At 60.5% G+C, this 24171-nt stretch carries 15 protein-coding genes; 11 read left to right on the top strand and 4 right to left on the bottom strand.

Annotated elements, in window-relative coordinates; translation table 11 throughout:
• Positions 1-279: 279 nt before the first annotated feature.
• The 4 genes from LMG28727_RS11570 to LMG28727_RS11555 all read left to right on the top strand — a co-directional run bounded on the left by LMG28727_RS11570 (position 280) and on the right by LMG28727_RS11555 (position 4777).
• Entirely contained in the window at positions 280-852 is a 573-nt protein-coding gene (locus LMG28727_RS11570) for a TetR/AcrR family transcriptional regulator (RefSeq protein ID WP_201642465.1), read from the top strand.
• 162 nt (positions 853-1014) lie between these two features.
• Positions 1015-1896, top strand: a complete 882-nt coding sequence (locus LMG28727_RS11565) for an NAD(P)H-binding protein (protein WP_201642464.1) — start codon at positions 1015-1017, stop codon at positions 1894-1896.
• Positions 1897-1937: 41 nt separating this feature from the next.
• The gene (locus LMG28727_RS11560; RefSeq protein ID WP_201642463.1) at positions 1938-2654 is read left to right on the top strand and encodes an SDR family oxidoreductase; all 717 of its coding nucleotides are present in this window, start codon (positions 1938-1940) and stop codon (positions 2652-2654) included.
• 251 nt (positions 2655-2905) lie between these two features.
• Entirely contained in the window at positions 2906-4777 is a 1872-nt protein-coding gene (locus LMG28727_RS11555) for a DUF3857 domain-containing protein (RefSeq protein ID WP_201642462.1), read from the top strand.
• 176 nt (positions 4778-4953) lie between these two features.
• Here LMG28727_RS11555 and LMG28727_RS11550 read toward each other — a convergent pair whose 3' ends face one another.
• From LMG28727_RS11550 to LMG28727_RS11540, 3 genes are all read right to left on the bottom strand, one after another.
• Positions 4954-6636: a hypothetical protein gene (locus LMG28727_RS11550; RefSeq protein ID WP_201642461.1), complete on the bottom strand. Its 1683-nt coding sequence runs from the start codon at positions 6634-6636 to the stop codon at positions 4954-4956.
• 553 nt (positions 6637-7189) lie between these two features.
• The gene (locus LMG28727_RS11545; protein ID WP_201642460.1) at positions 7190-8635 is read right to left on the bottom strand and encodes a DEAD/DEAH box helicase; all 1446 of its coding nucleotides are present in this window, start codon (positions 8633-8635) and stop codon (positions 7190-7192) included.
• Between the two features lie 355 nt (positions 8636-8990).
• Complete coding sequence (locus LMG28727_RS11540; protein ID WP_201642459.1) at positions 8991-9233, bottom strand: hypothetical protein; 243 nt, start codon at positions 9231-9233, stop codon at positions 8991-8993.
• Between the two features lie 389 nt (positions 9234-9622).
• Between LMG28727_RS11540 and LMG28727_RS11535 the strand changes: the two genes are divergently transcribed.
• On the top strand, positions 9623-10072 hold the full coding sequence (locus tag LMG28727_RS11535) for an ester cyclase (RefSeq protein ID WP_201642458.1): 450 nt from the start codon (positions 9623-9625) through the stop codon (positions 10070-10072).
• Positions 10073-10325: 253 nt separating this feature from the next.
• On the opposite strand, the gene LMG28727_RS11530 is transcribed toward LMG28727_RS11535, so the two are convergent.
• The gene (locus tag LMG28727_RS11530; protein ID WP_201642457.1) at positions 10326-11111 is read right to left on the bottom strand and encodes an AraC family transcriptional regulator; all 786 of its coding nucleotides are present in this window, start codon (positions 11109-11111) and stop codon (positions 10326-10328) included.
• A gap of 274 nt (positions 11112-11385) precedes the next feature.
• Here LMG28727_RS11530 and LMG28727_RS11525 point away from each other — a divergent pair, with 274 nt between their 5' ends.
• From LMG28727_RS11525 to LMG28727_RS11500, 6 genes are all read left to right on the top strand, one after another.
• A complete protein-coding gene (locus LMG28727_RS11525) occupies positions 11386-13023 on the top strand; it encodes a cyclic peptide export ABC transporter (protein ID WP_201642456.1) in 1638 nt (545 codons plus the stop codon).
• Complete coding sequence (locus tag LMG28727_RS11520) at positions 13020-13886, top strand: ATP-binding cassette domain-containing protein (RefSeq protein ID WP_236591745.1); 867 nt, start codon at positions 13020-13022, stop codon at positions 13884-13886. The genes LMG28727_RS11525 and LMG28727_RS11520 overlap by 4 nt, the downstream gene beginning before the upstream one ends.
• Positions 13883-14875, top strand: coding sequence for an ABC transporter substrate-binding protein (locus tag LMG28727_RS11515; protein ID WP_201642455.1), 993 nt, complete (start codon positions 13883-13885; stop codon positions 14873-14875). Before LMG28727_RS11520 ends, LMG28727_RS11515 begins: the two co-directional genes overlap by 4 nt.
• Positions 14876-14882: 7 nt before the next feature.
• The gene (fhuB, locus tag LMG28727_RS11510) at positions 14883-16895 is read left to right on the top strand and encodes a Fe(3+)-hydroxamate ABC transporter permease FhuB (RefSeq protein WP_201642454.1); all 2013 of its coding nucleotides are present in this window, start codon (positions 14883-14885) and stop codon (positions 16893-16895) included.
• Positions 16896-17110: 215 nt separating this feature from the next.
• Positions 17111-19291, top strand: a complete 2181-nt coding sequence (locus LMG28727_RS11505; RefSeq protein ID WP_236591742.1) for a TonB-dependent siderophore receptor — start codon at positions 17111-17113, stop codon at positions 19289-19291.
• Positions 19292-19789: 498 nt separating this feature from the next.
• Complete coding sequence (locus LMG28727_RS11500) at positions 19790-23953, top strand: CheR family methyltransferase (protein WP_201642452.1); 4164 nt, start codon at positions 19790-19792, stop codon at positions 23951-23953.
• The last annotated feature ends 218 nt before the right edge of the window (positions 23954-24171 follow it).

The following is a 24171-nucleotide window of genomic DNA, read 5'->3' as shown; positions in this document are numbered from 1 at the left end:
CCTCCTTAAACCAGCTTGCCTGTTGAACAGAATACTCCTGCGCGAACGTGCTCCCCGTCGACAGTAATAGCGAGGAAAAAAGATCGCTCCATTCGTTCGTGCCAGTCACTTTGCTAGGGAGCTCAGACCCAACATCATCATTGAGACACCCGTGTCGGTAGCCACGTGTCGACGTGATCGAGTGCCGAGGCCCACGAAAAAACCCGCTCACCGTGCTTGCTTTCCATTTAGATGATGACTATCATCCAATTCACCGAATCACGGAGCAGCATCTAAATCATGCGTAAATCAAGGGCCGAGGCAAGCGACACACGTCGGCGCATAGTGGAAGTTGCGGCCGAGAGATTCGGGGCCAAAGGCATCCAGGCAATGGGACTCGCCGAGGTGACGGCTTCCGCCGGACTTTCGCATGGTGGTTTCTATCGTCATTTCGATTCGAAAGACCAGTTGGTCGCCGAAGCGTGTGAGGCAGGCTTGGCCGGCATTGTCGGCTCGCTGGAAGCCAAGGTTGAGGGATGCAGCAAAGCAGACGAATTCAGAGCCGTGGTCGGCGCCTACCTGTCGACGGTTCACCGCGACATGCCCGGGCGCGGTTGTCCGCTGGCCAGCATGGGTAGTGAATTGGCGCGCGCGGATCACACTACGCGTGCGGTAGCGGCTCGCGGATTCGACGAGTTGGTCGATATGCTCGCCAAACGCCTTGACGATCCGGACCGGACAATGGGCCGCTCACGGGCTACTTTCGCGCTCGTAGCCATGATCGGCGCCGTCACCATGTCGCGGGTCATTGCGGATCCTGTCGCGTCCGCGTCGTTGCTGGAAGACGTCAGGCAACACCTCGAAACAATTTAAGCGTACGAATGACTAGATAGCGTCCACCCGTTTCAATCGAAAATGTGTATATGCACATTTTCGATTGAAACGGCTTTTCTCACAGTAAACGACATCGGACACACGCTGCATCTGTCCGGCACTCGCTACGAGTGCGCATATTCGCGAATTGGAGGGTTCATCATGCAACCGCGCAAATTTCTGATCACCGGTGCGACGGGCAAAACCGGTGTCTATACAGTCAACTATCTTCTCGAAGCCGGACACAGTGTGCGTGCCATGGCCCATAGCGAAGATGAACGAAGCGCCGCGCTTCGTGCGGCGGGAGCGGAAGTTGTTGTCGGCGATCTTCTCAATCACGACGACCTGATACAAGCCGCCTCCGGTATGTCAGGTGCGTACCTGTGCTATCCCGTGCGGCCGGGGTTCATCCAGGGCACCGCGTATTTCGCGGATGCCGCGCGCCGCGCCGGCCTCGACGTGGTCGTGGAGATGTCGCAGATTTCAGCGCGCGAAGATTCGAAGAGCCACGCGGCACGCGATCATTGGATCGCCGAGCGGGTTCTCGACTGGTCGGGGGTGCCGACTGTTCATATCCGCCCTACGTTCTTCTCCGAGTGGATGGTTTTCCCATGGGTACGCGACACCATCGTCAAAGAAAGCAAGATCACGCTGCCCTATGGCACGGGACGCCATGCGCCGATTGCCGCGATTGATCAGGCGCGCTTCATTGCCAACGTTCTCATGCAACCGTCCAGCCACATTGGCAAGACCTACGAGTTGTGCGGTCCGCTTGAACTCGATTACCACGGCATCGCGAACGAAATCAGCAAGGTCATTGACCGGAAGATCGTCTATAGCCCGGCGACGCTCGATGAATATCGCGAGCATCTGAAAAAGTACGGTCTCCCGGAATTTACGATTCAGCATTTCATCGAGGTCGCCATCGACTACCAGAACGGTGTTTTCGCCGGCACCGACAACATCATCGAGAAGGTCACAGGCGAAGCACCACAAACCGTCGCCGAATTTGTCCGCGCCAATCGCCAGCTTTTCCCGGCCTGATGTCATTGGTCACCGTGTCGTATTAATCAAGGAGCGTCAAAATGAAGATCAAAGATTCCATCGTGTTCGTGACAGGAGCAAACCGCGGCCTCGGACTGGCTTTCGCGCGTGAGGCGATTCTGCGCGGAGCCGCAAAAGTTTACGCCGGCGTTCGCCGTCCGGAAGATTTTAGCGAACCGGGCATCATCCCAGTTAAGCTTGATGTTACGGATTCCGAATCTGTAATCTCAGCCGCGAAAATTGCTTCTGATGTGACATTGCTCGTCAACAACGCAGGGATTGCGGAAGTCAGCGAGTCACCATTTGCAGAAAATGTCGAAGAACAGGCACGACGTATTTTCGAAACCAACTACTACGGCGTGATACGGACAACGAGTGCTTTTCAGGCTTCGCTTCCTGATGAAGGTAACGGTGCCGTGATCAACGTCCTCTCCGCGGTCACCTGGAAACCCGTTCCGATATTGACGCCCTATTCGGCTTCCAAGGCAGCAGCCTGGAGTTATACCAACAATATTCGCGTTCATCTCAAGACCCGGAATATCCAGGTTGTCGGCGTGCATGTTGGCTTCGTCGACACCGATCTGACGAAAGGCTTCGATGTTCCGAAAGCCGATCCGACCGACGTCGTTCGTCAAACTTACGACGCGCTTGAGGCCGGCGAAAGTGAAGTCCTTGCAGACGAGGGAAGTCGCGAATTGAAACAGACGCTCTCGTCCGTTACACCAGGCTACATCGTGCCTGAGGTACTCCAGGCGTAGACCTATTCCGCGCGTGGTCTCCGGGTTGGCAACCGCAATAGGGGGAGCGGACCGAGCCCACGCGCCTTTCAGTGTGAACGACGCTTACTTGAGAGCTTGCAGAAGCATTGAAGAATTGCGCATTGGCTATTCGCTTTACAGGACGTCACCGGTACTGCAATATCGCAAACAGAATCACGGGGACAGTTAATACGATCGGCGCTATTGCCGGCTGAATTTCCTGGAAGACTAACGAAAGTCAATTCGAAACCATGCGCAATCTCACCATGGCCGCGCTTGCCGGCCTCGTGTCAATCAGTTCCGCTGCCCACGCACAAACCACCGCGTTTCAGCCAATGCTGACCGAGCTTTCGAACGATATTGTGTACGACGTCAAGGCTGACGGCACTTATACAAAAGAAGAGACGGAAAACATTCGCCTCAATACCGATCAGGCGGTCAAGCTATTGAGCCAGGTGCCCGTGCGCTATAGCAAATCGCTTCAGGATGCCGAAGTCCTCGAAGCCTACACGATTACCAAAGATGGCAAGCGTATCGACGTCACGCCCGACAAGATTCTGGAGCAGCAAAGTAAGGAAAGCGCGGGCGCGCCCATGTTCGATGACGGCCGCGTCAAAACCGTCGTATTTCCTGGTACGGAAGTCGGCGCCACGATCAACTTGCGCGAACGCAAAACGCAGCGCAAGGCGATTTTCCCCAGGCAGTTCTCGTTCGTTGAAGCGTTCAACGACCTGATCGAGATGAAGTCCGTGACTGTCACGATACGCGCACCTGCTTCGCTAAAGTTGTATGTGGATGCAACCGGCATCGAGGGCGGGCAGGTGGCGTCGGATAAGCCCGACGTGCAGGTGTGGCGCTGGTCTCTGAAAGATGCGCCTGCGCACGCGCCAGAACTCCAGTCCGTCAGCATGAAAGATCACAGTCCACGGATTGCTGTGACCACGTTCCCCGATTTCGCTGCTGTCGGCGCCGCGTATCAGCAACGGGCACAGCCGAAATCCGCGGTTACGCCGGCTGTGCAAACACTGGCCGATCAATTGACGAAGGGCATCAGCGACCCCAGGCGTCAGGCCGAAGCATTGTATGACTGGGTCAGTACGCATATTCGCTACGTGGCGATCTATCTCGACTTCGGTGGTGTCGTGCCGCACGATGCCGACACTATCCTCAACGCAGCGTATGGCGACTGCAAGGATCACGTGACGGTGCTGCAAGCATTGCTAGCTGCCAAGGGCATCAAGAGCAGTGCTGTGCTGGTGAACGCAGGCAACGAGTATTGGCTGCCGAATGTGGCCGCGCCGCTCGGTGTATTCGATCACGCCATCACGTACCTGCCGGATTTCAATCTGTTCGTTGATTCGACAGCCGGCGTGGCACGCTTCGGCACGCTGCCCGCATCCGAAATGGGCAAATCGGCGCTCGTGACCGACGACGGTACAGGCACCGGGAAAATTGTCACATTGCCGGTCGACAGTGCGGATAACACGCGTGTACAAACTACGATCCGGGTCACACTGGACAGCGACGGCAACGCAAACGGCACAGGCGAGATTAGCAGCACGGGCACGCTGGACTGGATTTCGCGCGAGGTCTTCGCGTCGATCCAGCCCGGCGTCGAGCCGCAGGTGGCAAGCCGCGTGCTGACCGCGACCGGGCAGAACGGCACCGGCAATTTCCATCACAGCAACTTGCGTGATTTGACGACGCCGTTCGTGTACAAAACGGAATTCCAGTTGCCGGGTTATGCGCAGTTTCCAGGGCCGGGCGCCATTCAGGTTCCGGTCGGTCTGAATGGCTTTAGCGGAATCTCGTCCGTCTTCGAATCGTTCGGACCGAAAACCCGCGCGTTCGCCATGCCGTTTTTGAACCGTCATGTGACGGAGACCACCATCATCACGCTGCCGGATGACGTGAAGGTCGCCAGGCTTCCGCAACCCGCGAAGATCGTGTCGCCGTTCGGCACGTACACGTCGACTTATGTGGCGGACGGTCGTCAGATTACGGTCACGCGCGATCTCAATCTCTCGATGCCGGGCGTTCTGCTTCAGCCCGAACAGTATCCGGAGTTGAGAAAGATGGCGCTGGCAGTGTCCCGCGATATGCGATCACAACTGGTTTATTGAGCGGCAATAGTTCAATGAGTGAGGGGCCGCGATGAGTCTGTCAGTTGTCGCGGCTCTTGCCATCTGCAGGACGTTCAGGAACTGACCGCTTCAGATCCGACTTGAAATAGGCTCCCATCGAGCTATTCGCCGTTGGACGCTCGGAATGCACGTTGACTTGATTGCGCATTCCGGATCTAGCGCGGCCTACTCAGCACCGTCACGGCGGGAAATCGCATCAAATACCAAAGGTCTCGCCTGTCACCCATATAACGGATATCGACCAGCGTCTCCGGGCGGACAGTCTCGGCCGCCGCCAGGCCGCGAGCCGCCAAACGCTGCAGGACATCGTGACGCAGCCAGAAGAGCGTCCCGTTATAAACCACCGGCAGATAGTCCGTCTGGAACTCGGCGACAGAGTAGATGCCGCTATCACTACTCCAGAAGCCATGCGTTTCGATGACTTCTGGACGCTCGTTGGTCAGATAGTCCGCGAAGCCCGCATACCCGTGGCGCGACAGCGAGGGATTGGTCAACAGTCCCAAATCCAGAATGTCCAGATGTTCGCAGCACAACGCAGCACCGCCGACGTCCGGCGTCATGAACTTGATCGTCGGCTCCCCCAGGTATTCGCGCAGGTCATCCACCGACGTACCGGTCTTCGCATAGTTTGCTGGCGTTACTCCCCGCCAGTCACCGGGGAAATCGCTCCACATTTTTTTCCGCGCTGCGCTCTCTGCCTCAGTCAGTGCAGTGGGCAATGCCCCACGCATTGCCGCACCGAGGATGACCGTATCGACGGTGTCGCGCAGTACCGTCGTGTTGAACAGGAATGTCCCGGCAACGCACAGCAGCAACCCGCGAAATACATAAGGCTGACGCATATGGGCAAAACGTTCCCCGAGAGAAAGGACAAAGAGCGGCAACACTGCAATGAACATCCGGCCGATATACCCCCAATTTCTTCCCGATATGAGCGCGAATACGCCAAAAGAAACGATTAGAAGTACTGGCATCGGATCCGGCCGAAGCTTTTGTCCACCCTTCCGGCTCAGGTACATGCCAACCAGCAGCGCAGCGTTCACGTAGAGGAAATCCTTGAGTCCGCGCAGCTTTTCCACGAGGCCGTCCCAACCTTTGATGCTGTAGGGCACTTGAAGCTTGGCCAGGATGGTATTCGGCAACACGACCCCGAAGGCCCAATACCTCCAGAGTGTCAGCAGCAGAAAGCAAAGCACAAGCCAGACGCACATTGGAATCGCATGGGGCCGATCCCGCCGATAAAACACGACTATCCACCCAAGTGCGAAACCCAGATAGAACACCGCCTCGAAGCGAGTCAGCATCAGAAGCGGCACCAGTGCGTACGCGAACTTCGAGCGCACGCGCCACGCGAGCACGAACGCAAATAGCAGCAGTGCAAAGACCGTCATCTCCATGCCGTTGACGATTTCGGCCTGGAAGGTTGGCAGCAGCCCCAGCAGGCACACCACAATGAGGCGTTGTGTTGGACTGGGCAGGCTCGGTTGAAGTGCGCGCCACACCAGCACCAGGGTAGCGCTAAGTGCAATGAAGGAGAGTAACTGCGCTGTCCAGATCGCCTCCAGAAAGCCTGGACGTATCATCCACTGACCCACCGCCAACATCGCCGTCATCAGCAGACTCGACGTACCTTCGGCCGACACCGACACGGGTGTCAATGCAAATACCCCGTGCTGCCCCAATGTCCGCGCGTAGGCAATAGTGATCGCGCTATCGTCCCAGCCGTAGGGCCCGGCCAGCGCAATCGCGGTCAACGAAAGCGCCACATATGCGGCAACGAAGAGGAATCCGGTCGCGCCAACCGTCCCCTCGATTCTCTGTGTAAGGCGCTCAGACATAGGCAGTCAACCTAAGTAACGTGACGGAAATACAACGAGGAAACCGCGAGCGGAGGTGGCTCCGCAAATTTGGACGGCAGGATAAAACATGAAACTGCTGTGAAATTCCACAGTGAGATCGCTTCCTTCATGACGATCTCATGCGGCTTGCTACGATATCGGCCAATATCACTGTGTTTTGGGCCGCTATCGTTCAGAATCTGATCGCTTCCTACTATCTTCATTACAACGTTGGGCTGATAAACGGCCCGAAAGACGTTATAAACGTGAAAGCGTTGTATTGGATTGGCCCGGTGTCGAGGCGAACCGGCGCGGGGCATTCTGAAGAATGCGCGTGATGACGACCTGGACTAAGCAGCAGCACCACTGCAGCTATTGCGTCGTTTCTGGCGTTTTAAAAATTCGCCCTATCTGTTCCGGCGTATTAGCTATGCTTCTGCGCCGATAGGGATATCTGGATGCGCAGAATGCGCCGCAAGTATGGCTATCGATGTAGATCTGATTCCGCCAGCCGCCAGCCCGTTCCAAGGCTGGCATGACTCATCCCCACGGCTCAGGGTTGGCGTTTGCCGCGGCCACCAGCGGGTTTGCCAGCCGGCTTGCGTGAAGCCGCTGCTGGCTTGCTGGCGGGTTTGCTGCGCGGCTTTGGCGTGCTGAATGGACTCCCGCTGGACAAGCTTGCACCCTTACCCGCGGCCACCGCGCGCGGCGCCGCAGGCTTGCGCTTGTTTTCACCACCTTGCGGGCGCGGCTTTTTGCTGAGTACCTGTGTGTTGCCCGGCGCAGCTTGCGGCACTTTGGGCTTCTTGGGCTTTTTGGGTTTCTTGATGATCTCGCCCGTCGCGCTGGTTTGCGGCACGCGATGTTCGGCTTCGAAACCCGGCTCTTCTTCACGGCGCAGCGTTTGCCGGATCAGCGCTTCAATCGCGGCCAGTTGCGGCGCTTCATCGGCGCACACAAGGGACACCGCCACGCCGCTCGCGCCCGCGCGACCGGTGCGGCCAATACGGTGCACATAGTCTTGCGCCACGATCGGCAGATCAACGTTGATCACCAGCGGCAGGTCGTCGATATCTAACCCGCGCGCAGCCACGTCGGTGGCTACCAGCATGCTGACTTCGCCCGTCTTGAAGCGCTCCAGTGCACGCAGGCGCGCGGGTTGCGGTTTGTCGCCGTGGATCGTGTCGACCGCGTAGCCTGCGTCATCCAGCATGGCCGCCAGGTAATCCACGCCATTGCGGGTTTTGACGAACACCAGCGCGTGCTCCCAGTGGTTCTCGGCCACAAGGTGCATGAAGAGGTCAGGTTTGTTCTTTTTATCCACCGGCACCACCCACTGCCTGATCTTGCTGGCTGTGGCATTAGGCGGGCTGACGCTGATATTGACCGGGTCGCGCAGAATACCGGCCGCCATGGTGCGGATATCATCGGAAAATGTGGCAGAGAACAGCAGGGTCTGGCGCTGGGTAGGCAACGCTTCAAAGACCGCGTTGAGTTCGCGCGCAAAGCCCAGATCGAGCATGCGGTCGGCTTCATCCAGCACCAGCGTTTGCACCTGATCAAACTGCACGGCGTTCTGGCGATGGAGATCGAGCAAACGGCCCGGCGTGGCAACGAGCACATCCACGCCCTTGCGCAACTTCATCATCTGCGGGTTGATACTCACACCGCCGTAGGCGGCCAGAAATCGTAAGTCGAGCCCTTTGCCGTATTCGATAAAGCTTTGCAGCAGTTGTTCAGCCAGCTCACGCGTGGGCACCAGCACCAGAACACGCGCGCGGTTGCTGGACACCGCCGGGCCGTGTTGCACCAGCCGTTGCAACAGCGGCAGCGCAAAACCCGCCGTTTTGCCAGTGCCGGTCTGTGCCGCAGCCATGACGTCCTTGCCACTGAGCACAGCAGGAATCGCCTTGACCTGCACCGGCGTAGGTGTCTGGTAATTGAGGTCCTGCACATTACGCAGCAAGTGATCGATCAGGCCGAGCGAGGCAAAAGACATGGACGTGTTCCGGGCTAAAACCGCAATTCTAGCGGTTACCGCCTAAGTGCATCGCGCAGATCACTGGTCAGAAGATCGACGTTGATCGCCACTGAAAAGCGTTACGGTGCCGGGCGCCGCACCGCCAGGCTCGTTCTACGAGACACCGAGGAGGAGCACTGCCGCCCGTGCCTGCCCCAATTGCATCGACAGAAGACGCGCCGTTCGCCGCGTCACTAGCCACTCGCTCGGCTGCATCGTCGCCCCCCTGCATGACGGGCAAAGGGCAGATACAGGACGACCGCCGTATAAGAACCGCAGCGGATAGTTTCTATTCAGAGGCAATACAAGCATTCCTACTGATTCAAGAATTCCGTTACTTCATTTTGTGCATCTCGGCACTACCACCAGCCGTCTGCCCGTCGGCCTCCGGCTCCGTGACGGGAACATCGGCGACGGCATTTGCTTCGTGAAACTTCGATTCATGTTCGACCGGTTCGATGGTAGCGGCGAGTCCGCTCGACAGCCTGGCATGTCGTTCGAATAAGGCTTTAAGCTCAGGGCGCAGTCCGTCGCCACGTTGGGCTGCGAGCGCGTGAAGCGGCAATAACGGCAACATGATCGGACTCCAGTCAATGAAGGACAGGCGAGCCGTACATTAATGACCTGATTGAGGACCGGTCCCGTCAATACCGTTGATTCGAACGCACCGTTCCTCATCCAACGACCTGGCTTATTGCGCGCCTGCCTGGAGACAATACGGCAGCCGCTCAAGTGCAAACACTCCGATTCTTGCTGTCTCATTGCTGTAAAACTGGGTAATGCCTGGCGCAAACGCACCCTATCGTGTTGCCCCGGCACGATACGCGTGGGACCACCGCCCCATGTTGGTTTATCGAGTATTGCAGCAAGAAACGGGGGGCACCTGACTGCCAATGTCAATATTGTTCAGGCTGAGGGAAGCGATTCCGTCTCCCTCTCCCAACTTCAGTCAATGAGGAATTCACCATGTCCAAAGAAGATGACAACAAATCCGTCGTGGGGCGTTGGTTCAACGATTTCTGGGGCAAGACATGCGATCTCGGCATCGTCGACGAACTTGCTGCGCCCGACATGCTTCTTCAATACTCACTGCACGAACCGCGGCGCGGCCGCGAGGACATCAAGGCATTCATGACCAATTTCCGGGAGGCGTTCCCGGACCTCAACTTCTGGGGCGCCGCTGATCTCATCGCGGAGGGAGACTACGTCGTGGGTCGCTGGGAAGGCGGCGGCACGCATACAGGCCCGGCATTTAGCGATTTCCTCATCGGATCGTTACCCGCTGCGACCGGTCGGAAAATGCGCTTCACGGGCACGACCGTGCTTCGGCTCAAAGACGGCAAGATCGTCGAAGAAATCGGACTGGACGACGGCGTGACTGCGCTGCAACAGCTTGGACTTGTCAAAGTAGCGTGATCAAGGCGCCGCGTTTTCGCAGCCCTTCCCCTCGCAACGCTGTGCAAATCTAACGTCACAACGACAACGAGCCGGGGAGCCGGCCCGTTTCATGAGTATGGCGCTGACCGTGAAGCTCTGGTTCGAAGCGACACTGTTGACCGTCGCCTTTTATCCGGCAACGCAACGAGACCGGAACAACCTGACCGGACGCCGCGATGTCATTTGCGTTGGCGTCCGCGTTGGCGTCCGCGAACGAAAGTTACTTCCCTTCCTATTTCGACGCCAGATAGCGTTGCGGCGACTCGCCGGTGACCTGCCGGAACATTGCAATAAACGCGCTCGCACTGTTGTAGCCCAGTTCGAGCGATACCCGCGCCACAGGCTGACCCAGCGCCAGACGCGTCATCGCCTCGGCCACCCGCATCTGCTGACGCCATGCGCCAAACGTCAAGCCGGTTTCCACCTTGAAGCAGCGCGCGAGTGTCCGGCCGCTTGCGCCGAACTGCTCGCCCCAGAAGTCGAGCGAATGTTCGCTCGCCGGGTCGTTCATCATGTGCTCGCAGATTTTTAGCAGACGCGCATCGCGCGGTAATGGCACGCCGGGTTCGGGCACCGCTTTCGTCTCCGCGAGCACTTTCAGGAGCAACGGTGCGGACATGGCGGCGAGGCTGCCCGGCGTGTATTCATCGCCGTCCGCACTCAGCGCCACGGCGAGTTCGCGCAATAGCGACGAAGCGGCGATCACCGCCGGTTCGCTCCACGACCACGGAAACGCTTCAGGTTCGATGTAGACGCTGCACAGATCGGTTTCGCCAACGGCATGCAATTCGTGGTCGACATCCGATGGCAACCACACCGCGCGCGACTGCGGCAGTGTCCACGTGCGCGTGGGCGTGAGAACCCGCAGTACCCCGCGGATTGCGAAGACAAGCTGGCCATGCCGATGCTGATGCCACGTCACGCGCTCCCCGTGCCGATAACGAACCACCGACGCCAGCACCTGACGCGGCAATGGTCGCGGCGTAATCGGGTAACGCTTGAGCAGAAACTCTTTCATGGCAGACCTCAGAGTGAGAGTCATTCTCAATACCGAACTCCGGACTATATCGTGAAATTGCATGATTTTGTCCAAATCCCGATATCGATTGTCAGCCTTTCTCCGTTCTGAAACGTTATTCTCCTTGCCTGTCATAGAGTTACGCCAACAGGCCGATTCATTTAATAATGCTTCTCATTCGCTCAACCACTCCGCGAAGCCTCTGCGCACGCGAGACCGCAAGGTCATTCAACACGCATGTCAGCACGCCGCCGACAAACCATCGCAGCGTCTTATGGCACTGATCGTCTCGCTGGTTCGCAGTTCGCGCTGGCTGCTGCCCATTGCTCTGCTGACGAGCCTGATCAGCGGCTTTGGCAATGCGGCGCTGGTCGCGCTGATCAACCAGGCGCTGGGGGCCTCCACTGCGAAGCTCGCCGAACTCGGCGTGCGTTTCGTTGCGCTCGGCTTGCTGGTGCTCGCCACGCGCGTGCTGTCGCAAACGCTTTTCATGTATCTCGGCCAGCGCACCAAGGCCACGCTGCGTATGCGCACGATCCGGCGGATTGCCGCCGCGTCGTACGCGCATCTCGAACAGTGCGGCGCCGCGCGTCCTCTCGGCATCCTGACGCAGGACCTCGACACGGTCGTCGTGTTCTTTATCAGCCTGCCGTCGATCGCGATGCAAGGCGCGGTGATCGCCGGTTGCCTCATCTATCTCGGCATGCTGTCGTGGCCCATTCTGTTGTTTGCCGTCGTGACCATCGGCATCGGCGCGCTCGGCTTTCATCTGGTCAACGCACGCGCGCTGGTGCATCTGCGCGGCTCGCGTCATCGCGAGGACGATCTGGTCCGGCAATTCCGCGCGCTGTTCGACGGCGCGAAGGAACTGAAGCTGCATCGCGCACGCCGTGAAGCCTTCGTCGATGTCGAACTCGCCCCGCACGTCGAAGCGGTCCGCGTGCAACGCACTCGCGGTTACGTGCTGTACGCGGCGGCGGCGAGTTGGGGCAGCCTCGTGCTGTTCGCGTTCGTCGGCTTGACGATCTTCGTGCTGGCCCGCTTCTTCGATGCCAGCGCGCACGTCATGTCCGGCTATGCGCTGGTGTTCCTCTATCTGATCATGCCGGTGGAAGGCCTGCTTTCGGCGCTGCCGACGCTCAGCTCCGCCCGCGTCGCTTTCGAGCGCATCGAGCAACTGGACGACGTTCTGCCGCCCGACGACGAGGCACGCGCCGACACTCGCTCCTCGTTCACGAGCGTCGTGCTCGACGGCGTCACGCATCGCTATTTTCGCGAAAAAGAGAATGGCTTCTTCAGAGTCGGGCCAGTGAATTACACGTTCCGTCCGGGCGAGATCGTCTATCTGACCGGCGGCAACGGTAGCGGCAAGACTACGCTGGCGAAGCTTCTCGTTGGTCTGTACGCGCCCGAAGAGGGTCGCATATTGCTCGACGGCAAACCGGTCGACGCGAGTTCGCTCGAGACATACCGGCAATTGTTCTCCGTCGTATTCAGCGATTTCCATCTGTTCGATTCGCTGCTCGGCTTACCCGCGGGCAGTGAGCACGCCGCACAGGCGCTGCTCGTCGAGCTGCAACTGGATCACAAGGTCAGTATCGTGGACGGCGCTTTCTCGACTCTCGATCTCTCGCAGGGACAGAGGAAGCGCCTCGCGCTGCTGGTCGCCTGCCTGGAGGACCGGCCGTTCTACGTATTCGACGAATGGGCCGCCGATCAGGATCCCGTGTTCAAAGACGTGTTCTACCGTCGTCTGCTGCCAGGCCTGAAGGCGAACGGCAAGACCGTACTCGTCATCACACACGACGATCGTTATTTCGATCTCGCCGACCGCTCGATCAAACTCGACAGCGGACAGACGGTCGGCGACAACTCACCGGCAACTTCGGTCAGTACGGTGAGTGCATCATGAATCAGACACCGTACACGATCATGCCGCCAGGCGAACTCTCACACGCGGCGTCCGGTGAATCCGCGCGAGCCTCGCGCGATGACACGCTCAGCGCTGCATGGAAGCTCGAACAGGTCGGCTTCGTCGCGGGCGAGCGCACGCTGTTGCATCCCCTCGATCTGACGCTCGACGCCTGCTCGGTCACTGGCCTCATCGGTCACAACGGTTCGGGCAAGTCGACGCTGATCAAGCTGCTCGCGAGACAGCAGCAGCCTGCATCGGGGACCCTCAGCTTCGCGGGCAAGCCGCTGCATGCGTGGGACAACCGCGCGTTCGCGCGCGAGGTCGCCTATCTGCCGCAACAGTTGCCCAACGCGGACGGTATGACCGTGCGCGAACTCGTTGCACTCGGCCGCTACCCGTGGCATGGCGCGCTCGGGCGTTTCACGGCACAGGACCGCGAGCGCGTCGATGAAGCGATGTCAGTCACCGATGTGGCCCATTACGCCGATCGCGCGGTCGACAGCCTCTCGGGCGGCGAACGTCAGCGCGCGTGGCTCGCCATGCTGGTGGCGCAGGACTGTCGTTGCATGCTGCTCGACGAGCCGACCTCGGCACTCGATGTCGGCCATCAGCTCGCGGTGCTCGATCTCGTCCGCACACTGTGCGTGACCCGTGGGATGAGCGCCGTCGTCGTGCTGCACGACGTGAACATGGCCGCGCGTTTCTGCGATCACATCGTGGCGTTGCGCGCGGGGCGTCTGCTGATGCGCGTGCCCGCTGCCCAGGTGATGGACGCCAAACAACTGGAAACGATCTATGGCGTGCCAATGGGCGTCATCACCGATCCTCGCAGTGGCCACACGATGAGTTTCCCGCTATGACAACGGCTCTGTTTCGACCGGCAAACGTCATACGTCACGCACACAGCGCGCGCCGCCGCGCGCTCCTGGGCCGCGCGACCGCGTGGGCGATTACTTGCGCCGTGCCGCTGCGAGCGCGCGCGCAAGCGCGCGTGCCGCGCCGCGTGGTCGTGATGAACTGGGAGCTGACCGAAACTCTACTCGCGCTCGGCCACGCGCCGATCGGCATCCCGTTGCCTTCCTGGTACAGCAGCACCATCGTCGCGCCGCCGCTGCCACGCGGTGTCGCCGATACCGGCTTGCTGTACCAGCCAAACTTCGAGATGCTGGTTGCGCTCGCGCCCGATCTCATGATCGTCACACCGGGCCATGCGTCGATTTTGCCCGCGCTCCAGCGCATCGCGCCGACGCTCACGCTCGGCGCGTATATGAGCGATGCCCATCCGTATGCGCGGCTGTGCGAAGAAACTCGCGCAATGGCGAGCGCATTCGACACCGACAGCCGCGCGAGTGCGTTGATCGACGCGACGACTCAGAACACGCAAGCCGTGGAACAACGGCTGGGCTTGCAGCCCGACCGGACCCGCGCACCGGTCATCGTTGCGGAAGCGATCGACGACCGGCATCTACGCGTGTACGGATCAGGCAGCCTGTTCGACGACATGCTACGAGGCATCGGCGTCTCCAACGCCGTCAACCCACCCGCATCGGCCAATCACGCAACAGCAAGCTGGACGACCAACGCAGCAGGCTCGGCACTGGTCCCGCTACAACGTCTGACTGAGGTTTCCCACGCGGGTGTTCTGCTGATCAGCCCATTGCAGCCCGACGTCCTCACGACGCTAAAAAAGAACCCGCTGTGGCGCGCGCTGCCCGCCGTCCGCGAACGGCGCGTTGCACAGTTACCCGTGATCGCCCCCTATGGCGGACTGGTGTCGATGCAGCGTTTCGTGACCGCGGTCGAAGCCGCGCTCGACACCATCTCGACCGGCAGAGGCGGCCTTGCGTAACGCTGCGATGCTCGACCGATCCGCCGCGCCGCGCGACCGGCGATTCGCTCTCGTCGCGACGCTGCTCGCCTTGGCTGCCGTGCTCGCGGCGGTCAATCTGCGTGCCGTGCTCGACGGTGCGTCGTTCTGGTCGGCGCTGTTCGCACCGGACATGACCGACATGCGCGACGTGCTGGTCCACGACAGTCTGGTGCCGCGCGTTCTGGTAACGCTGCTATGCGGCGCCGCGCTCGGACTGGCCGGCGCGCTGATGCAACAGGTGCTGCGCAATCCTCTCGCGGAACCGATGACGCTCGGCGTTTTCCCCGGCGCCTATCTGGCGTTGATGATTGCGGGACTATGGATGCCTGGCTGGCTCGCGGCCGGAAGAGAAACGGTGGCGTTTGCCGGCGGCGCGCTAGCGATGCTTGCCGTGTTCGCTCTCGCGTGGTCGCAGCGCATGTCGTCGCTCGGCGTGATTCTGTCCGGCATGGTCGTGAATCTGTACTGCGGCGCGATCAGCCTCGCGATTGCCGTCGTGCATTTCGATCTGCTGACCGGCCTGATGATCTGGGGCGGCGGCGCGCTCGAACAGACCGGCTGGCAGCCCACCGTGCATCTGTTCGCGAGCTTCGTCGTCTGCGCGCTCGGCGCGGCGTTGCTGTACCGCCCGCTCAGCCTATTCGATGCCGGCGATTCGACCGTGCGCAACCTGGGCGCGTCGGTGGGCTGGATGCGCTTCGGCGCGCTGCTGATCGCCGTGATGCTGACCACGGTTGTCGTGTCGGAAGTGGGTGTGATCGGCTTTGTCGGCCTGGCCGCGCCGCTCGTCGCGAAGCTCGCAGGCGCGCGGCGGCTGCGCGAGCGGCTGTTATGGGCGCCGCTGACCGGCGCGGCGATGTTGTGGTTCACCGACGAAATCGTCCGCGTGGCGGCGTCCGCCGAGCCATTCTCGGCGCACCTGATCCCCACCGGAACCGTGACGTCGATCGTCGGTGTGCCGCTGCTCGTCGCGTTGCTGCCGCGACTGCGTTCGCGGCCCGATCTCAGCGCGCCGCTCGCGTCGCCGCTCGTCCATCGGTCCGTGCGCACATCACTGTTTCTGTGTATCGCTCTGCTCGCGCTCGTCTGCGCGCTGTCGCTCACGGTCGCGCGTGGCCCGCATGGATGGTACGTCGCCAGCTTTTCGCAGGTCGATACGTTGCTGTTCTGGCGCGTGCCGCGTCTGCTGTGCGCACTCGCCGCGGGCGTGTTGCTCGCGCTCGCCGGCACGCTGCTGCAGCGGGTCACGGCCAATCCGATGGCGAGTCCCGACCTGCTCGGCGTTAGCTCGGGTGGCATGCTCGGCATCGTGGCCGTGCTGTTCGCGACGGGCAGCCTGTCGCCGGCGCTGCTGTTCGCGGGCTGCGTCGCGGGTGCGTTGGTGACGCTCGGCACGCTGTTCTGGTTTGGCCGACGCGCCGCCTTTGCGCCCGAACGTCTTCTGTTGACCGGCATCGCGATCAGCGCGCTGTTCCAGGCCGTGGTGGGTGCACTGATGTCGAGTGGCGATCCGCGTGCCGGCGTGCTGATCGATCTGCTGGTCGGCTCGACCTACTACGTCGCGCCAGCAATCGCGTGGAGCATCGCCGCGCTCGCCGCGATGGCGCTCGTCATCGCACCACTCACCGCACGCTGGATGACCGCGCTCAGTCTCGGTGCGCCGAGTGCGGCGAGCGTCGGCGTGCCGGTCGCGCGCGCACGTTTTGCGCTCCTGCTGTTCGCCGCGCTGTCGAGCGCGGCGGCGACGGTGATCGTCGGACCGCTGTCGTTCATCGGACTGATCGCGCCGCATATCGCGCGCCTGTCGGGTGGCCGGCGGCCGCTTTCGCAGATGTATCTGGCGGCGGCGCTCGGCGCATTGCTGATGGTCTGCGCGGATTGGCTCGGACGTCAGCTCGTGTTCCCCGAGGAAATCGCAGCCGGACTCGTGGCGACACTGCTCGGCGGTCCGTACATGGTGATCCTCGCACTGCGCCGCCGTGCGATGGGCGTGGCATGAGCGAGGTCGGGCAATCCACCGGTTCGTGGACCGCAAGGAACCGCAGTCCCTGACCGCGCAAGCGCCGACGCGCTATCGCAGCAATCTGCGAGCGGGACAACCCGCCGCGGCATAACAACATCGTTCCCCACAGGATTTTTTTACCGTCCGCTCCCTAGCGGAAGGACGTCGCTCGACTTTTTTCAACAGTGGGTTGAACAGCAATGAAAACAACGATGGAAAGACCAGTCGCGCGCCGCACGCGCTTCACGGGATGGCGCATGCTGACGCCGCACATGACGCCGCTCGCGCTGGCGCTGCTCAGTGCGTGGTCGCTCAATGCGCGCGCGCAAACCACGCCGACGCCGGCCGGCGACACGCTGCCGCCCGTGACGGTCACCGCGACCGTCACGCCCGACGCCACCACGGAAGACAGCGGCTCATACACGTCGAAGGATGCGACGGTCGCAAGCAAGACTCCGCAGTCGCTCAAGGAGACGCCGAATTCGGTTTCCGTGCTGACGCGTCAACGGATGAACGATCAGAACATCACGACGATCCAGGAGGCGCTGCGCTACGTGACGGGCGTGACCTCCGTCGACTATGGCGACGGCACGGCTTACTTTCGCGCGCGCGGCTCGCAATTGGGCATCCAGTTCGACGGCGTATCGATCGTCAGCGGCCTGCAATATCTGCTGCAATTCGATCTCGCGATGTACGACCGCGTCGAAGTGCTGCGCGGCGCAGCGGGCGCGCTGGACGGCATCGGCGAGCCAGGCGGCGTCGTCAATCTAGTGCGCAAGCGGCCGCAGGACCAGTTTCACATCTCGACGGAAACCCAGGTCGGCACATTCGGCAGCGTGCGGCAGATGGTCGACGTCACCGGTCCGCTGAACCAGGACGGCACCGTCCGCGGACGCGCCGTGCTGGTCGGCAGCGACGGCCTGCAATCGGTCGACAAGACCCGCGACAAGGAAGTGATGGCGTACGGCGCGATCGACTGGGACATCACGCCGCGCACCACGCTGTCGCTGTCCGGCGGCTACCAGGTCTCGCCGATCTCCGGGCTCGACTACGGCGTGGGCGGCGTGCTGAACAGCGATCAGACCGCGCTCGTCGGCCGTCTGCCCACGTCGTATTCGCAGAACTTCAGCCCGAGCTGGAATTATTCGTACACGTCGATCCAGGAAGTCAACGGCAACCTCGTGCACCGTTTCGAAGACGGCTGGAAATCGTCGACCACGCTGTTTTACCGGCACATGCTGTCGAAGGCCGACTACGCGTATTCCGGTCCCGGCGTGACCGCCGACGGCCTCGCGTACTACGGCGATCAGAGCCAGCGCAACACCTACAACTGGTTCGGCGCGGACACCAACGTGTCGGGTCCGATTCAACTGTTCGGGCAAACGCATACGCTCACGTTCGGCGCGAATTACTCGGTGATGTCGTCGACGGCCGAATCGGGTTTTATGTCGCTCAATGGTCCCTACGACGGCGGCGCGTACAGTGTCTTCGATCCGAACGCGGTGCCGAGTGTCAACGTGCCGTTCACGTTCGGCACGAACGAGCGCACGGTGCAGTACGGCATCTACGGCCAGGCGCGTATCCACCTGGCGAAGCCGCTGACCCTCGTGCTGGGCGGGCGCGTTGCATTCCTGCAGGACCGCACGCAATCGACGCTGCCGAGCGTGTCCGACTGGACGACCAACGCGCAGATCAACCACCGTTTCCTGCCTTCGGCGGCGCTGCTGTGGGATATCGTGCCCTCGCTGACGGCCTACGCGAACTACTCGCGCTTTCTGGATGCGCAGACCGATACCACCTACTCCGGTGTCGGGTTGCCGCCGCGCACCGGCGAGCAGTACGAGGTGGGCTTGAAGGGCAGCTTCCTCGGCGGGCGCCTGAACACCACGACGGCGCTTTTCCGCATCAACGACGACAACCGTGCCGTCGACGACCCGGACCATCAGTACTATTACATCGCCGCAGGCAAGGCACGTGACCAGGGCGTCGAACTGGAGGTCACGGGCCAGCCCATGCCGGACTGGAATGTCTACGCGGGCTATACGTACCTGAACGAAACATTCGAGAACGACACGCCGAATCTGACCGACGGAACCGATCCGAGGCACCTGTTCAAGCTGTGGACGAACTACCGCTTCTCGCAAGGGCCATTGCGCGGTGTGAGTATTGGCGGCGGAATGTTGGCGCAGACGCGGGTTTCGCGCGGCGTCGAACAGGGTGCGTATGCGATTTTTAATGCGCAGGTGGGATATCGCTTCAACAAACATGTCGAAGCATCGCTTCAGTTGAACAACATCTTTAATCGCGGTTACTACATTCGGCCGCCTGGCTCGTTCTATAGCGTATTCGGGGATCGCCGTAATGCGATGCTGACAGTGCGATCGGACTTCTAGACGCGGAGGTAGTGAAGTCAGCGCGGCGGCAGGCATGTTCGGTTGGTACGAAGATTCAGCCTGCCAGCGACCGCCGGTTTCCCGCTTCTGACGCAGATCGCAACAACGGCGTCGCCACGACGAATGAGGTCGTGGCGACGTCAGAATTTCCCGCTGGCGCCCGGCCCCGATCTCGCTGCCACGAAAGTTGCTGACGGGATTGCCCCGCCGTCCACGTCTCACCGGCAGCCTGCATGCCGCATCGTTTCGCCCCTTCCCAAGCTTCGATGACCTGATCGGGCCCAGACCCGCGAGCGCGCGTCCGCCCGTCAATGACACCTATTTCCGATTCCCCTCCACGCGCCGTAAAATTCGGCAATTCTTGCTCACCCAGCCTAGTTCGCCAGATCGGGCGTGACTTCCGCTTTGCCGTTGATGCGCTGCGGTGTACGCTGAACGATCAATGCCGCCGCCCCGCAGCCAACCGGGGGCCGCCCCCCGAGGCCTCATCCCCTGCTCATGACCACAACGACATCTTCAGACCCGGGCGCCGAACGCTCTGGCGCTACCGCTCCGCCGGCCGCATCACCGGCATTTCCCGTGATCGGCATCGGCGCATCCGCAGGCGGCATCCAGGCGCTTCTTCGTCTTTTCGAGCAAATGCCCGCTGACAGCGGAATGGCCTTCGTGATTGTGTTGCACCTTTCCCCGAAGTACGAAAGTCGGGTTGACCAGGTGTTGCAGCGCGCGACCTCGATGCCCGTCCTGCAGGTTCGCGAGCCGACGCATATCGAGAAAAACACCATCTACCTCATTTCCCCATCCAATGACTTGTCCATGTTCGATGGCTATCTGAAGGTGACGCCGGCTGAGCGCGCGACGGGCCGACCAATCGCCATCGACAAGTTCTTCCGCAGTCTTGCCGATGCGCACGGCGCGCGCGCGATCAGCGTCATTCTTTCGGGGACGGGGAGCGACGGTACGGCCGGGATCGGCCGGGTCAAGGAATGCGGCGGCATCGCACTCGCCCAGAGCCCGGACGACGCCGAATACGGCGAGATGCCGCAAAACGCGATTGCGACCGGACTGATCGACATGTCGCTGCCGGTCGTCGATCTGCCGCAAAAGCTGATCGAGTTGTGGAACAACGCGCAGGTGATCCAGCTTCCGGGGGTCGAAGGTGAGCCGCCGATTGCTGCGGCCCCGCCGGACGAACACGCTGTCGCAACCGCAGAAAGCGCGTTGCAGGCAATCCTCAAGGGATTGCGGGTCCATACCGGACACGACTTCCGTCACTACAAGCGCGCAACGGTACTGCGGCGCATCGAACGCCGCCTGCAGGTCAATGCACTCCCTGATCTGCCTTCGTACCTGCTGTTTCTGGAGCGTCATCCCGACGAACACACCGCATTGCTTCGGGACATGCTGATTGGCGTTACGAATTTCTTCCGCGATCGCGAAGCATTCGAAGCGCTGGAGCGCGAAGTCATACCCGCGATTCTGGAAGGCAAAGATGACGAAGAGCAGGTTCGTGCGTGGGTTGCAGGCTGCTCAACGGGTGAAGAGGCCTATTCGTTGGCCATGCTGCTGTGCGAACGGCTAACAGAACAGAACCGCCAACCCGGCATTCAGGTATTTGCCACCGACATTGATGAACGCGCCATTGAAGCGGCGCGATCCGGCCGGTACCTCGAGTCCATCCTGACCGATGTTCCGCCGACGCGGCTGCGGCAGTTCTTCACCCACGCGCGGGGTTTTTACTTTGTCAGCAAGGCGCTCAGGGAAAAGGTCCTGTTTGCCGCGCACAACATCCTGCGCGACCCGCCCTTTTCCCAGCTCGACCTCGTGACATGCCGCAATCTGCTCATCTATCTCGACCGCGATGTCCAGCGGCAGGTTCTGCAGACATTCCATTTCGCGCTGCGGCCAGGGGGATACCTTTTCCTCGGGAGCTCCGAATCAGCCGAAATAGCTCAGGATCTGTTTGCTCCCGTCGACAAGAAGAGCCGTATTTATCGCGCCAAACCTGCCAGCAACAGAGCGCGAATAACACCCCCGCTGGCCGCGACCGCGAAGACACCGAACACATCCCACACTGACGCCCCGCGGCCTCTGCCAAGGCCTGCAAGCTTCTCGTTTGCGCCGTTGCATCAGCGCGTGATCGAACACTTTTCGCCGCCGAGCATCCTGATTGACCGGCACGCGGAAATCCTGCACATGTCCGAACACGTCGGACGCTTCCTGCGTTACGTTGGCGGCGAGCCCTCGCACAATCTGCTCACCGTCGTAAATCCGGACCTGCGGGTCGAACTGAGGACGGCGCTCTATCAGGCACTGCAGCATGGCAGGGGCGTCGAGGTCAAACGGGTTCGATTCTCGCGGGGAGACGCATTTTCCTATGTCAATCTCTCCGTGCATCCGTTTAACGACGAAGCAGCCGGCGGCGACGTCGTCGCCATCTTCTTTGATGAATTCGAGGAGACAGAAGCAAGCGCTTCCCCCGCTCCTGCGCACGCACTGGGTCAGGACCGGATCGTCACTCACCTTGAAAGTGAGTTGATCCGGACGAAAGAACTTCTGGAGTCCAACGTCGAACAGTCGAACCTGTCGACCCAGGAACTGAAAGCGTCAAACGAGGAGTTGCAGGCAATCAACGAAGAATTGCGCTCAGCGACTGAAGAGCTGGAGACCAGCAAGGAGGAACTCCAGTCGGTCAATGAGGAACTGGTCACCGTGAATGCCGAGCTTCAGATGAAAGTGGAAGACGAAGCCAAGGCAAACGACGACCTTCAGAACCTCATCGCCTCCAGCGGTATTGCAACGATCTTTATCGATCGTGCGATGCGCATCAAGCGCTTTACCGCGCCTGCGGTGAATATCTTCAAGCTGATCGAGACGGATATTGGGCGGCCCCTATTGGATCTCCGACATCGTCTGAACTATCCGGAACTGGCTCAGGACGCCACCGCTGCATTCGAAGCACTCAAAGTCACCGAGCGGGAAGTCAGCACGGACGAGGGAGACTGGTTTATTGCGCGGTTGCTGCCATACCGGACACTCGACGACCGCATCGACGGTGCTGTGCTGACCCTGATCGATATTACCGCGCGACGACGTGCCGAAGACTCAGCGCTTGCCAGCGAAGAGCGACTGAAGTTCGCCGCACTCACCACAAACGATTACGCGATTATCGTGCAGGACCTCGACGGCGTCATAGTCAGCTGGAACCGGGGCGCGCAGAGCGTATTCGGTTACGAGGAAGCGGAAGCGATCGGCAAACCCATCGATCTGATCTTTTCCACGGAAGACCTTGAACAGGGCGTGCCGCTGCATGAGCGACAGAAGGCCAGCAGTTCAGGCCGTATCAATGATGAACGTTGGCATGTCCGCAAGGATGGCCGGCAAATCTACTGCAGCGGTGTCACCACTGCGATCGATACAGATGGCTTCCGCGGCTATGCGAAGATCTCGCGGGATCTCACGGACAGGAAAAGCGCCGAAAGCCGCCAGGCTAACCAGCTCGCGCTCGAACGGCGGGTTCGAACCCGCGCCGTCTCGGCGAACCGGCAAAAAGATGAATTCTTTGCGGTGCTTTCGCATGAACTCAAAAATCCTCTGAACCTGATACACGTCAAGGCGGAGATGCTGACGCGCGCACCGGAGCTGCGCGACGTCCCGCTGGTTAGGGATGCGGCCAGCGTGATTCTTCGCACAGTAGTGGGCCAGGCAAAGATCATCGATGACCTGCTGGATCTGTCACGGGCGCGCACCGGCAAACTTGCGCTGCAGCTATCCCAAGTGGACATTTCGGCGATCCTGCGCACAGTGGTCGACGCGAGCGCCTCAAGTGCGGCGGAGAACGGCATTACCCTATCGGCTTCGGGCGTAGACCAATCGGTTCAGCTGAAGGCCGATCCAGTCCGTCTGGAACAGGTGTTCTGGAACATCATTCGCAACGCGCTGAAGTTCACGCCGTCCGGCGGCCGGGTGGACGTGAGCCTCTTCTTCGAAAACGGGTTCGTGTGCGTGAAGGTTGAAGATACAGGGGAAGGAATTGAGCCTGATTTTCTGCCTCGCGTCTTTGATATGTTTAGCCAGAGCCAGACCGGGGTCGCCCGGCAACACAGTGGCCTCGGCATTGGGCTCTCGCTTGCGAAGCAACTGGTGGAAATGCACGGCGGAAAAATCCACTCGGCTTCGGATGGCGTCGGGCAAGGTGCGACGTTCTCCGTCACACTGCCTGCCGTCGCAACCTTGTTGCCTGCGGATTATGTCCACCTTCACGTTGATGGCAGCATCCTGAAGGATTTGCGCGTATTGCTAGTCGACGATTCCGCCGACGCGCTGGACGCCTTCCGGGCGCTACTGGAAATGGAAGGCGCGAAAGTCCGTACCGAACCTGGCGGCAAGGCGGCACTCAATGCAGTTGCTGAAGCCGAATTTGATCTGATCCTTTCGGATATAGGCATGCCGGGAATGAGTGGTTACGAACTGATTGCGGAACTCAGGAAGTTACCTCAGACCGCAACCGTACCGGCAATCGCTTTAACAGGATTCGGACGCGATAAGGATGTGATGGACACCCTGCAGGCCGGCTTCGATGCACATGTCGGCAAACCTGTGTCGCTGGCTGCGTTACTTGCTGCAATCGGCCAGGTACATCTTGATCGCCGTGCGAAATAGCGGCTCGGGTCAAGCTATTGCAACGGATTCGAACCATGGCGGGCGGCCGACATGTTCTGGTAAAGAGGAAGCAACGGAAATTGCCTGTGCGAGTTGCGAATTGGAGAAATCGACACTCACTCTGCATCAGCAGTTGTGGGGCAAGCGTTGGCGCGCTGCTTTGAGACACTGGAAGTAGCGGTTGATTTGTTATTCGGTGATGTGATGGCCGCAGCGAG

The organism is Paraburkholderia metrosideri, from assembly GCF_904848625.1.
GTDB lineage: Bacteria > Pseudomonadota > Gammaproteobacteria > Burkholderiales > Burkholderiaceae > Paraburkholderia > Paraburkholderia metrosideri.
Note: the sequence above shows the minus strand (reverse complement) of the source record. Positions and strands in the feature narration are given on the sequence as shown.

Excerpts from the sequence above, each read along its gene's own strand:
- LMG28727_RS11565 (WP_201642464.1), top strand. The coding sequence starts at position 1,015 with ATGCAACCGCGCAAATTTCTGATCACCGGTGCGACGGGCAAAACCGGT.
- LMG28727_RS11520 (WP_236591745.1), top strand. The coding sequence starts at position 13,020 with ATGAATCAGACACCGTACACGATCATGCCGCCAGGCGAACTCTCACAC.
- LMG28727_RS11570 (WP_201642465.1), top strand. The coding sequence starts at position 280 with ATGCGTAAATCAAGGGCCGAGGCAAGCGACACACGTCGGCGCATAGTG.
- LMG28727_RS11545 (WP_201642460.1), bottom strand. The coding sequence starts at position 8,635 with ATGTCTTTTGCCTCGCTCGGCCTGATCGATCACTTGCTGCGTAATGTG.
- LMG28727_RS11555 (WP_201642462.1), top strand. The coding sequence starts at position 2,906 with ATGCGCAATCTCACCATGGCCGCGCTTGCCGGCCTCGTGTCAATCAGT.
- LMG28727_RS11530 (WP_201642457.1), bottom strand. The coding sequence starts at position 11,111 with ATGAAAGAGTTTCTGCTCAAGCGTTACCCGATTACGCCGCGACCATTG.
- LMG28727_RS11515 (WP_201642455.1), top strand. The coding sequence starts at position 13,883 with ATGACAACGGCTCTGTTTCGACCGGCAAACGTCATACGTCACGCACAC.
- LMG28727_RS11535 (WP_201642458.1), top strand. The coding sequence starts at position 9,623 with ATGTCCAAAGAAGATGACAACAAATCCGTCGTGGGGCGTTGGTTCAAC.
- LMG28727_RS11540 (WP_201642459.1), bottom strand. The coding sequence starts at position 9,233 with ATGTTGCCGTTATTGCCGCTTCACGCGCTCGCAGCCCAACGTGGCGAC.
- fhuB (WP_201642454.1), top strand. The coding sequence starts at position 14,883 with ATGCTCGACCGATCCGCCGCGCCGCGCGACCGGCGATTCGCTCTCGTC.
- LMG28727_RS11560 (WP_201642463.1), top strand. The coding sequence starts at position 1,938 with ATGAAGATCAAAGATTCCATCGTGTTCGTGACAGGAGCAAACCGCGGC.
- LMG28727_RS11525 (WP_201642456.1), top strand. The coding sequence starts at position 11,386 with ATGGCACTGATCGTCTCGCTGGTTCGCAGTTCGCGCTGGCTGCTGCCC.
- LMG28727_RS11505 (WP_236591742.1), top strand. The coding sequence starts at position 17,111 with ATGGAAAGACCAGTCGCGCGCCGCACGCGCTTCACGGGATGGCGCATG.
- LMG28727_RS11500 (WP_201642452.1), top strand. The coding sequence starts at position 19,790 with ATGACCACAACGACATCTTCAGACCCGGGCGCCGAACGCTCTGGCGCT.
- LMG28727_RS11550 (WP_201642461.1), bottom strand. The coding sequence starts at position 6,636 with ATGTCTGAGCGCCTTACACAGAGAATCGAGGGGACGGTTGGCGCGACC.